This window comes from Nocardioides sp. NPDC057772, from assembly GCF_042798075.1.
In the GTDB taxonomy this organism is placed as follows: Bacteria; Actinomycetota; Actinomycetes; order Propionibacteriales; family Nocardioidaceae; genus Nocardioides.
In genome coordinates this window covers 1-10,672 of sequence record NZ_JBHVKN010000176.1, presented here as the reverse complement: position 1 = coordinate 10,672, position 10,672 = coordinate 1, and the positions used below count along the sequence as shown (strand labels likewise).

The following is a 10,672-nucleotide window of genomic DNA, read 5'->3' as shown; positions in this document are numbered from 1 at the left end:
ACGCAGCGCAGTGAGGAGCGCCAGCGACGAACGAAGCGGAGGAAGACGAGGATCAAGCGGAGGCGCTCGCGAATTGCGAAGCAATCGCCAACAACCCAGCGCCGGAGCGCTCCTCGTCTGGACGCAGCGCAGTGAGGAGCGCCAGCGACGAACGAAGCGGAGGAAGACGAGGATCAAGCGGAGGCGCTCGCGAATTGCGAAGCAATCGCCAACAACACAGCCCGGCCGCCCTGGGCTCGAGGTCACGACCGCGGGGGGATGATCGCGACCTCGAGTCCGGGACGGCCGGGCTCTGAGTCTGCGTGCCACCAGGGCCGCAACAGATGGGGGAGCTGATGCGGCGACCTGGTGGTCACTCAGTGGTGCAGGCCGAGGTGAACCTCGGCCCGTGAGATCACTATCTCATCATCTGCGGCCAGTGGTTGCGGTCGCGGACGGACTGTTTACGTACTGTAAACAGGTAACCTGCGTATCAGTTGACCTATTACGCGGGCTATACAGCGCTCCCACAGAAAATCCGGTATGCATTTGGATGTACCTTGAGGGTGGGGGGGTGACCATGTCCGAACGCGAAGGCGTCCTCGAGCGCGTGGTCGACGAGGTCGCCGGCTACGTCGGTGCGGGCCTGAGCGTCCACCTGGTCGGCCCCCGAGGATCCGGACGCAGCGAACTGTGTGCCCTGGTCGCCGACCGTCTCGAGGACGAGGGCATGCCGGTGCTCCAGCTCTGTGGCCACCTTGCCTGGCAGAACGAGCCGTTCGCCGCGCTGACCGCGGCCGGCATCGGCGCCACGACACCGCCCGGGCCGCGGCGAACGATCGGCGAGATGACCACGGCGCTGAGCAAGCAGATCAGCACCGGCACGGTCCTGGTGATCGACGACGCCGACGCGCTCGACACCTACTCGGTCGGCGCCCTGCGCAACATCCACCGGCAACGACGTCTCCTGGCGGTGACCAGCAGCCGCCACCAGCATCCGGTCGCTGAGAACACCCTGATGCTCGGTATCGCCCCGTCGGTCCAGGTGCGGTCCCCCGCGCTCGAGGTCGACGAGGTGCACGAGGTGTGCCGGGAGATCCTCGGCGGCCCGGTGGAGGCCGGGTCGCTGGCCCGGATCACGATGGCGACCGGCGGACTGATCGGCCTGGTCCGGGCGATCGCCACCGTCGGGCCACGAGCGGGGGTGCTGGAGCAGCTCGACGGGCTGTGGCGGCTGCCGCGGCGTACGGGCTGGGCGCCTGAGCTGGCCTCGGCCGTCGAGCCGCTCGTCGCCGGGCTCGACCAGAACGCCTGGGACGGCGCGACCGCGCTCGCGGTGACAGGGCCGGTGCCATTGGACGAGGCCGAAAAGCTGCTCGATCGCCATGTGCTCGACGCGCTCTTCGCCCACGGCCTGGCGCGCCACAGCGAGGACGGTCCGGGCAGCGGCGTCGTGGGCCTCTACCCGCCCCTCATCGGCGACTACCTGATCACCGAAGGCTCGGCGTTCGGGCTGGTCATTGCTCGCAACCACCTGGCGTCCGAGCAGCGACTCCTCGACTACGCCACCCATCGACCCCGCGGTGCCGACGCCGCCCTCCTCCACCAGCGCTCGCTGCGGCAGATGGCCGACGAGGTCGCCCGCGCGCGCCGCTCCTGGACCGAGATGCCCTCGCCCGAGACCGCGCTGCCGCTGCTCGTCGCGCTCCGCAACACGGCCGCTCCTCGTGACCAGATCGACGAGGTCGAGCGGCGCACCCCGCTGACCGACACCCAGGAGTCGGCCTGGATGCTGGCCTGGTTCGCCAGCTGGAAGGCGGTCGAGCTGGGTGACCTGAAGGCTGCCAAGGACGTCCTCGACGACGGGCTGAAGCGACTGCCCGCGTTCGCCGCGACGCTCGAGGCCTCCCGGGCCCACCTGCAGTTCCAGACCGAGTACGTCCCGGACCTCCCCACGGTCGAGCCCGACCCGCGCGACGTGGTCGGGCCGGAGATGCTCGCGGTCGTCGCCGCCGAGCGCCTCCTCTCTGCCGGCATGGTCGAGCAGGCGCGCAACCTGCTGGAGAGCCAGCAGCCGCAGCACCCGCTCACCGCCGGGCTGCACGCCTTCCTCGTCGGGCTGGCCGACATGCTCGGCGGTGATCTCGACCGTGGCATCGACTTCGCTCGCGAGCAGCTCGAGGCGGCCAACCAAAGCTCGAGCGCCATGCTGATCCAGGCCCACGCCTATCTCTGCGTGCTCGGGCTGAGCATCGCCGGCCGGCTGACCGAGGCGAGCCAGGCAGCGTTCCAGAGCCTCTCCTCCTCGAGCGTCGCCGCCTATCGCGACGTCGCCCACACCGGCATCCTGACTCTCGGGGCCGAGATCGCGATGGCGCAGGGCCGCCCGGAGTACGCCCGTAGCCTCGCCTCCCAGATCGGTGGCGCGAAGGTGGCCTTCGGGCCGTGGCCGGGGATGGTGGCCAGCATCATGGCGCCGGCCAGTGGCCGGATGCCCAGTCTCAAGGAGCTGTGTGAGCTCGTCGGCCAGCGGCTGGACGCCGGCTACGTCACCGGCGGCATCTTCCTCGCCGTGGAGGCCGTCGAGCGCGGCGCCAACGAGAACAAGCACATCACCCGGGCCGCCGGCCTCGCCGCAGGCACCGAGAGTCCGCTGCTGCAGGGCATGGGCGCGTACGCAGCCGCCACCGCTGCCGGCGACGTCGACGCGCTCCGCGAGGCGATCGTGATCCTCGCCGATGCGGGCGCCCTCGTGTTCGTGACCAGGGCCGCCATCTCGCTGGCGATCCTGCAGCGTGAGGCCGGCGACCTCGCCGAGGCCGCCGAGACGCTCGATCTCGCGTGGGAACGCTCCGAGATCTCCGGAAGTCGAGCCGGACTGTTCCGTCGCGCAGCGGCCCACATCGGGCTCTCCGGGCGGGAGAGCGAGGTGCTCCGGCTGCTGCCCGACGGTCCCACCACCGCCTCGTTGGCCGCGGACCTCGAGATGAGCACCCGCACCGTCGAGACCCATCTGCACAACATCAGCCGCAAGACGGGGGTCTCCGGCCGCGAGGACCTCGCCCGGGTGGCCACCACCTGGCTCCGGCCGGCGCCGGACGGCGACTACTCCCGCGATCTCTCGGGCGTCAGGCACTTCACCAGCGGCTCGTAGAGCTCCTTGCTGGCCTTCTGGTCGGCCTCCGACAGGTCATCCGGGCTGATCTTCGAGACGTCCTCGGCCTCGACCAGCAGCCGCACCGCCTCGTCGGAGAGGTCCGACTCGTAGTAGGTCTTCGCCAGGCACGCGGACTGGTCCTCGGTGACCTGGTCGCCGCTGCTCTTGGCGATCTGCCCCTCGATGTCCGCGACGCTGGGACGATCGCTGCCCCTGCTGCTGTCCTGGCCACCGCCGCAGGCGGCCAGCGAGAACAGCGCGAGCAGAGAGGCCGCGGCCAGAGCCGACCGGCGATGACTGCCTCGGGCTCCGATTCGGCGCATGTGGGGGTACGCGATCATGACCACGCATCATGGCCCACGACACCCTCCCCCGGCCAGAGGGGAGGGTGTCCGCAGCCTCAGGAGCTGGTCAGGAAGAAGAGCAGGTCCTGGCGGGTGAGCACACCGACCGGCTTGCCGTCCTCGTGCACCAGCAGCGCGTCGGAGTCGCCCAGGGTGTGGGCGGCGTCGTGAGCGTCCGCACCGGAGCCGATAGAGGGCAGCGGCGGCGACATGTGCTCCTCGACGGAGTCGGTGAGCTTGGCCTTGCCCGTGAACAGGGCCTCCAGCAGGGTGCGCTCCGAGACCGAGCCCGCGACCTCGGCGGCCACGATCGGCGGCTCGGCACGCACCACCGGCATCTGCGAGACGCCGTACTCCTGAAGGATGTGCACCGCCTCGGCGATCGTCTCGCCCGGGTGGGTGTGGACGAGGTCGGGCAGCCGGCCGGACTTGCCGCGCAGCACGTCGCCGACGGTCTGCTTGGCCGCCTCGCCGATCGCGAAGCCGTACTGCGCCAGCCACTCGTCGTTGAACACCTTGGTCAGGTAGCCGCGCCCGGAGTCGGGCAGCAGCACGACGATCACGGCGTTCTCCCCCTCCGGGGTGCCGGCCAGCTCCGCGGCGAGCTGCTTGGTGGCGTACGCAGCCATGCCGGCGCTGCCGCCGACGAGCAGCTGCTCCTCGCGGGCGAGCCGGCGGGTGTAAGCGAAGGAGTCGGCGTCGGAGACCTCGATGATCCGGTCGGCCACGCCGCGGTCGTAGGTGTCCGGCCAGAAGTCCTCGCCGACGCCCTCGACCAGGTAGGGGCGACCGGATCCGCCGGAGTAGACGCTCCCGGCGGGGTCGGCGCCGATGATCTGGACGTCCGGGTTCTGCTCCTTGAGGTAGCGGCCGATCCCGGAGATCGTGCCGCCGGTGCCGACGCCGGCCACGAAGTGGGTGATCTTGCCCTCGGTCTGGCGCCAGATCTCGGGGCCGGTCTCCTCGTAGTGGGAGCGCGGGTTGTTGGGGTTGGCGTACTGGTTCGGCTTCCAGGCGCCCGGCTGCGAGGCGAGCCGGTCGGAGACGTTGTAGTAGGAGTCAGGGTGCTCCGGCGGCACGGCCGTGGGCGCGACGACGACCTCGGCGCCGTAGGCCTTCAGCACGTTGCGCTTGTCCTCGCTGACCTTGTCGGGGCAGACGAAGATGCACTTGTAGCCCTTCTGCTGGGCCACCATGGCGAGGCCGACACCGGTGTTGCCGGAGGTGGGCTCGACGATCGTCCCGCCGGGCTTCAGCTCACCGGAGGCCTCGGCCGCCTCGATCATCCGGGTGGCGATGCGGTCCTTCACCGAACCACCCGGGTTGAGGTATTCCACCTTGGCCAGAACCAGCGGCCCCTCCCCCGGTTTCGAGGCTCCGGCGCCGTCCAGCGCACGCCCGAGCCGGACGAGCGGAGTGTTGCCGATAAGGTCGAGAAGCGAGTCCACGTACTCCATGGCCACAGCGTATGTCCACTAGGTGAGATCCCCTATATCCCGATACTGAGTGCCCGGTAATGGGCCGAAGACTTTAGAGTGTCCCCGTGGCGAAGAAGAGTCTGGCACGCAAGACCGCGTACGCCGGCGGGGGTGTTCTGGCCGCGACGGCCGCGTTCGCCGGGGTCCTCGTCGCGGAGGCAGCGCTTGCCGTCCGGGCGACCCACCAGGTCAAGATGCCGGTGGCACCGTCCCCGACGGGATGGTACGGAGCACGTCAGCCGGGACGACCGATCAGCATCGCCCTGCTCGGTGACTCGAGCGCTGCGGGCTATGGGATGACCGAGGTCGAGGACACCCCTGGTGCCGTCCTCGCCTCCGGAGTCTCCGAGAAGGCGCATCGACCGGTGCGCCTGCACGACCTCTCCGAGATCGGCGCGAAGTCCTCCGACCTGCACCCGCAGGTCGAGAAGGCGATCGCCGCCGACGCCGACATCGCGGTGATCCTGGTCGGCTCCAACGACGTGATCCGCCGGGTGCGCCCGCGGGTCGCGGTGAGCCACCTCGCCCAGGCCGTCATCCGGCTCCAGGAGGCGGGAGTCAAGGTGCTCGTCGGCACCGTCCCCGACCTCAGCACCGCCACCCCGATCCTGCCGCCGCTGCGGTCGATCATGCGGGCCTGGTCGATCCGCATCGCCGCCGGGCAGATCTTCCACGTCATCCGAGCCGGTGGCCACACGGTGTCCTTGGGCGACGTCCTCGGCCCGGCCTTCAAGGCCACCCCGGCGTTCTGGTTCGGCGCCGACCTGTTCCACCCCTCCGCTGCCGGCTACCACGCCCTCGGTGAGGTGCTGGTCCCACCGACGCTCTCGGTCCTGGGCCTCGTCGGCGACGAGAGCGCCATCTTGGAGACCTACAACGGCAAGCACGTGATGCCGCTCGCCGCTGCCTCCCTGCGCGCGGTCATCCGGCCAGGGACCGAGATCGATCCGGCTCCCCGCCCCCGTGGACGCTTCGGACGCAACTGGGCCCGCGCGCGGTCCTTCGAGAACGATCAGCGCACGCCTCACCGCGTCGAGCGTCCCTCGGAGACTCCTCCGCTCGCGGAGCGGCAGGCCGCTCAGCGCTGAAGCGCAAACACAAGAGCTGCCCGCCTCCTATACGGAGGGGGCAGCTCTTTCCTGTCGCTTGGTCTCGACACGCTTCGCGGGTTCGCCTCGCTCACCCGCTGCGCTCGATCAATCCTGCTGGAAGATCGCCAGGAGGCGGAGCAGGTTGGTGTAGATCCAGACGAGGCTGACGGTCAGACCGAAGACGGCGCGCCAGGACTCACGCTCAGGAAGCTGGGCGCGGATGCCCTGCTCGATCTGGTCGAAGTCGAGGATCAGCATGAAGACACCGAGCGCGAGGCCGGCGATGGCCGTGATCATGCCCAGCGTGCCGAGGCCGAAGAGGCCGAAGCTGGCGCCGAACATGCCGAGCACGAGCTCCATCAGGCTCAGGCCCACCATGCCGAACATGGCGGCGATCACGAAGGTGCGGAACTTGTTGCCGACCTTGATGTTGAAGAACTTGTAGGCAGCCAGCGTGCCCGCGAACGCCGCGAAGGTGCCGATCACGGCCTGGACGACGATGCCACCACCGATCATGGCGTCGAAGGTCTTGCTCAGCGCGCCCAGGGCGATGCCCTCGGCAACGGCGAAGGCGAGAACCAGCGCCGGGCTGACCACTCGCTTGAACGAGTTGACCAGGGACAGGATGAACGCGGCACCGGCACCGAGGGTCGCGGCCAGGTAGAGCGGCGCGAGGTTGGCGGTCGAGTCGATCGCCGGGGTCATCACCCAGGTCGCGATGGCGGCGAGGAAGACGACACCGAGCGTGATCGCGCCCTTCTGCACCACCGAGTCGATCGTCATGGGGGCGCCCGTGGTGGGAGCCTGGGGGGCGCCGGTCGACCACTGGCTCGGGTCCTGCCCGTAGCCGGCGTACGGAGCGCCGTTGCCACCGTAGGTCACGTTGCCGTAGGCGTTGTGCGACGGCTGCCCGAAGCCCTCTGCCCTACGGAACACCGGGTTGTTGCTCTGCATGGTTTGGTCTCTCCTCGAAAGGCCTGACGAGCGCCGGTCGGCGCCGTGTCGTGGTGCCAGTGTAGGCACGCTATACCTCAGTCAACGAGGGAGGCCGCGAACTCGTTCCCGGCCGAGAGCAATCGGCACAGAGCAATCGGCGCAGAGCAATCGGCGCAGAGCAATCGGCGCAGAGGGATCGGACACACGTACGACGTCGGGATCAACGTGACGCGACCAACGACCTGAGTGCGGCCGTGAGCCCAGCCGCCGAGGACGTCGCCGCCGGGTCGATCAGCCACTGCAGCGCGGTGCCGTTGATGATCGCCAGCACGAGGGAGCCGAGCTGACGCCCGGCCTCGTCGACGCCGTCCGGCTCGATGCCGAGCAGCATCGCCGCGACGCTCCGGCGCGCCTCTTCGTAGGTCTCCGCGAGCTGCTCACGCACCTCCGGCACGAACTCGGCCTCGGCGAACGCCTGCACGCTCGCCACGATCATGGCGCGATGCTGCGCCGATCCCGTGAGAAAGCCGGCGAGGAAACTCTCCAGCCGCTCGATCGGGTCTCCGATCACCGAGGCCACCTCGGCCTGATCGATCGCGCTGCCCCACTCGTCGAAAGACTCCAGGATCGCTGCGTTGAGCAGCGCCTCCTTGGAGCCGAAGTGGTAGCCGATGGCCGCGAGGTTCGCTCCCGAGGCGGCGGTGATGTCGCGGGCGGTCGTGCGCGAGTAGCCCTTCTCGATGATGCACTGCTTCGCCCCGGCGAGGAGATCCTGGCGCTGACCCATGAGCCCCACCCTAGCCGTCCGTTCAGACGTACGTCTTGTACATATGTATTAGACATATGTACAGTTCCGGCATGACGACCACCCCACCTCCTCGCGCGACCGCGCGAGACTGGCTCGGCATGACCGTGCTGGTGCTCCCTGCCCTGCTCGCCTCGATGGACCTGTCGGTGCTGTTCATCGCCTCGCCCTGGATCAGCGCCGAGCTCGCACCCACCGCCAGCCAGCACCTGTGGGTCATGGACATCTATGGGTTCATGATGGCCGGGCTGCTCATCACCATGGGGAGCGTCGGCGACCGCATCGGGCGGCGCAGACTGCTCATGGTCGGCGCGGTCGCGTTCGGCACGGCGTCGGTGCTCGCCGCGTCCGCCTCCGACGCGGAGACGCTCATCGCCGCCCGAGCGCTCCTCGGTCTCGGCGGCGCGACCCTCGCCCCGTCGACCCTCTCGCTCATCCGGGGGATGTTCCTCGACGAGGACCAGCGCCGCACAGCCGTGGGTATCTGGACGGGCGCGTTCACCGGAGGCATCGCGGTCGGCCCGATCGTCGGAGGCTTCCTGCTGGAGCACTTCCACTGGGGATCGGTGTTCCTCATCAACGTGCCCGTCATGGTCCTGCTGCTCATCGCCGCCCCGATCATCATCAGCGAGTCGCGCGATCCCGAGCCGGGCCCGTTCGACCTGCTCGGTGCCCTCCTTTCGCTCGCGGCGGTCCTGCCGGTCATCTACGGCGTGAAGAAGGTCGCCGAGAGCGGAGCGACGTGGGGCTCGGTCGCAGCGCTGGTGATCGGCATCGTCTTCGCCGGCGCCTTCGTCCTCAGACAGCGGACCGCGGCCCATCCGATGATCGACGTCCGCCTGTTCGCCCGGCCCGCGTTCAGCGGATCCATCGTCGCCAACGCGATCGTCGTCTTCGCCACCGCCGGCATCGGTCTGCTCGCGGTGACCTTCATGCAGACCGTCCTAGGCCTCGCTCCGCTCGCCGCCGCCCTCTGGATGCTTCCTACGGTGGGCGGCAGCTTCCTCGGCGTCGCCATCGCCTCGGTGCTGGCGCGCACCATCCGCCCCGCGACGCTCGTCACCCTGGGGCTGCTGATCTCCGCCGTCGGCTTCGCCGTCGTCAGCCTGGTGACGTCCGCCTCCTCCGTCGGCCCGCTGATCGCCGCGTACGCCACGCTCACGCTCGGCGTCGGCATGACAGCGACGATCGTCACCTCCCTGGTGCTCACGACCGCTCCCCCGGAGAGAGCCGGGGCGGCATCCGCGCTCGCCGAGACCAGCAGCGAGCTCGGCGGAGCGCTCGGCATCGCCGTCCTCGGCACGCTCGCCGGCACCAGCTACCGCAACGCCATGGCCGCCGCCCCGGTCCCGGGCGCGGGCGAAGCGGGCATGAAAGCCGCCGACACGATCGGCGCGGCGGTCTCCACCGCCCAGGAGCTCCCCCGAGCGATCGCGGAACCACTCCTCCGACAGGCGTTCGACGCCTACACCGATGGCTTCGCCCTGGCGGCCATCCTCGGCGCGGCGGTCCTCGGCATCGCCGCGATCGGGGCAGGGATCACCCTCCGCGGAGTCGCCTCCGAGCAGGTCCCCGAGACGTACGAATAGGGCCGGCCGCCGCGCCGGGACAGGGCCCTCGGCACAGCGAGATGGTGCCCCGGGTGGGACTCGAACCCACATCTGGACGATTTTAAGTCGTCATCCTCTGCCAGTTGGGACACCGGGGCGAACAGCCAGACCTTAGCGTCACAAGTACGTCTGGCGCTGGTGGAGCGCGTGAGCGCCTGCGACCCTGTCGATGAAGAGCAGCCCGTTGGTGTGGTCGATCTCGTGCTGCAGGCAACGCGCCTCGAAGGCGTCGGTGACGATCTCGACGGTCTCCCCGGTGACCGGGAGCTGGCCGCGTACCTTCAGCCGGGAGGCCCGCTTCACGTCACCGGTGAGGTCGGGGACGGACATGCAGCCCTCTCGCGCCTTCTCGTTGCGGCTGGCCTCGACGACCTCGGCGTTGCACAGGACGTACGTCCCGTGGTGGGTCCGCGTCTTGACGTGGGTCGAGACGTCGACGCAGAAGATCCGGGCCGAGACCCCGACCTGGTCGGCGGCCAGGCCGACGCAGCCGGGCGAGACCCGCATGGTGGCGATCAGGTCGGCGGCGAGCTGGACTGTCTCGGGGGCGGCGGGGTCGACGTCCTTGCCGGGCACGGAGAGGACGTGCGCGGGGGCACGTACGACGTCGAGGACCTTGCCCTCGACCCCCAGCTCCGCCTCGGTCCAGGCAGCTACTCGTTCGTTGACAGTCACGCGACCACCTCCGTAGCGCGAGCGCAAGGATACGGACGCGGCCGCGTGTCGACCGGATGGTTCACTCGCTGACGCTCGCTCACAGGTCGTCGGCCTCGATCGGCCGCAGGGTGGCGTCGACGCCGAGCTCCTGGGTGACCCGCTTGATCGACGCCTCGAGCACGGCGACGTCGGCGTCGGTCGGCAGCTCGAGCTCGGCGACGACGACATAGAGGTCGCCGGAGAGACGGGTCGTCAGGTCGGTGATGTTGCCGCCGACGGCGGCGATCTCGGCGGTCACCGTGGAGACGATGCCGGGGCGGTCACCACCGTGGACGGAGAGCACGAAGAGCTGGCCGGCGCCGCCGGGAGCCTGCTCCTCGGGGAGCTCGTAGACGGTGACGGTCAGGGTGCCGTCGGCCGCGATCGGCTCGAGATCGGCCTGGATGGCCTCCGTGGTGGCCTCCCCCGCGCACAGCAGCGTCATCGCGAAGTGACCTCGCAGCCGGGTCATCGTCGAGTCCTCGAGGTTGAGTCCGAGGCCGGCGAGACGGGCGGTGGTGTCGGCGATGATCCCCGGGCGGTCGTGTCCCAGGACGGTGATGGCGTGGATGGTCA

At 69.7% G+C, this 10,672-nt stretch carries 9 protein-coding genes and 1 tRNA gene; 3 read left to right on the top strand and 7 right to left on the bottom strand.

Annotated elements, in window-relative coordinates; translation table 11 throughout:
• Window positions 1–559 precede the first annotated feature (559 nt).
• On the top strand, window positions 560–3,133 hold the full coding sequence (locus ACFVJS_RS22005; RefSeq protein WP_378884897.1) for a LuxR C-terminal-related transcriptional regulator: 2,574 nt from the start codon (window positions 560–562) through the stop codon (window positions 3,131–3,133).
• Here ACFVJS_RS22005 and ACFVJS_RS22000 read toward each other — a convergent pair.
• Complete coding sequence (locus tag ACFVJS_RS22000; RefSeq protein WP_378884894.1) at window positions 3,085–3,477, bottom strand: hypothetical protein; 393 nt, start codon at window positions 3,475–3,477, stop codon at window positions 3,085–3,087. The genes ACFVJS_RS22005 and ACFVJS_RS22000 overlap by 49 nt on opposite strands.
• Before the next feature lie 59 nt (window positions 3,478–3,536).
• Window positions 3,537–4,937: a cystathionine beta-synthase gene (locus ACFVJS_RS21995; protein WP_378884891.1), complete on the bottom strand. Its 1,401-nt coding sequence runs from the start codon at window positions 4,935–4,937 to the stop codon at window positions 3,537–3,539.
• Window positions 4,938–5,023: 86 nt separating this feature from the next.
• Here ACFVJS_RS21995 and ACFVJS_RS21990 point away from each other — a divergent pair, with 86 nt between their 5' ends.
• A complete protein-coding gene (locus ACFVJS_RS21990; RefSeq protein ID WP_378884888.1) occupies window positions 5,024–6,046 on the top strand; it encodes an SGNH/GDSL hydrolase family protein in 1,023 nt (340 codons plus the stop codon).
• Between the two features lie 108 nt (window positions 6,047–6,154).
• Here ACFVJS_RS21990 and ACFVJS_RS21985 read toward each other — a convergent pair whose 3' ends face one another.
• Window positions 6,155–7,003, bottom strand: a complete 849-nt coding sequence (locus ACFVJS_RS21985) for a Bax inhibitor-1/YccA family protein (protein WP_378884885.1) — start codon at window positions 7,001–7,003, stop codon at window positions 6,155–6,157.
• A gap of 202 nt (window positions 7,004–7,205) precedes the next feature.
• Entirely contained in the window at window positions 7,206–7,772 is a 567-nt protein-coding gene (locus ACFVJS_RS21980) for a TetR/AcrR family transcriptional regulator (RefSeq protein ID WP_378884882.1), read from the bottom strand.
• A gap of 71 nt (window positions 7,773–7,843) precedes the next feature.
• Between ACFVJS_RS21980 and ACFVJS_RS21975 the strand changes: the two genes are divergently transcribed.
• On the top strand, window positions 7,844–9,379 hold the full coding sequence (locus tag ACFVJS_RS21975) for an MFS transporter (RefSeq protein ID WP_378884879.1): 1,536 nt from the start codon (window positions 7,844–7,846) through the stop codon (window positions 9,377–9,379).
• 42 nt (window positions 9,380–9,421) lie between these two features.
• Here ACFVJS_RS21975 and ACFVJS_RS21970 read toward each other — a convergent pair.
• The 3 genes from ACFVJS_RS21970 to ACFVJS_RS21960 all read right to left on the bottom strand — a co-directional run.
• Window positions 9,422–9,498: transfer RNA gene (locus ACFVJS_RS21970), tRNA-Leu, on the bottom strand.
• A gap of 19 nt (window positions 9,499–9,517) precedes the next feature.
• Window positions 9,518–10,075 carry a peptide deformylase gene (gene def / locus ACFVJS_RS21965; RefSeq protein ID WP_378884877.1) on the bottom strand — a complete coding sequence of 186 codons (558 nt, stop codon included), beginning with the start codon at window positions 10,073–10,075 and terminating at the stop codon, window positions 9,518–9,520.
• Between the two features lie 79 nt (window positions 10,076–10,154).
• Window positions 10,155–10,672, bottom strand: a 518-nt coding sequence (locus tag ACFVJS_RS21960; RefSeq protein WP_378884875.1) for a glycine cleavage system protein R, incomplete at its 5' end; no start/stop codon positions are given.

Bases quoted from the DNA above. Each gene is read 5' to 3' on its own strand.
- ACFVJS_RS22000 (WP_378884894.1), bottom strand. From the start codon at position 3,477: ATGATCGCGTACCCCCACATGCGCCGAATCGGAGCCCGAGGCAGTCAT.
- ACFVJS_RS22005 (WP_378884897.1), top strand. From the start codon at position 560: ATGTCCGAACGCGAAGGCGTCCTCGAGCGCGTGGTCGACGAGGTCGCC.
- ACFVJS_RS21980 (WP_378884882.1), bottom strand. From the start codon at position 7,772: ATGGGTCAGCGCCAGGATCTCCTCGCCGGGGCGAAGCAGTGCATCATC.
- ACFVJS_RS21975 (WP_378884879.1), top strand. From the start codon at position 7,844: ATGACGACCACCCCACCTCCTCGCGCGACCGCGCGAGACTGGCTCGGC.
- ACFVJS_RS21985 (WP_378884885.1), bottom strand. From the start codon at position 7,003: ATGCAGAGCAACAACCCGGTGTTCCGTAGGGCAGAGGGCTTCGGGCAG.
- ACFVJS_RS21995 (WP_378884891.1), bottom strand. From the start codon at position 4,937: ATGGAGTACGTGGACTCGCTTCTCGACCTTATCGGCAACACTCCGCTC.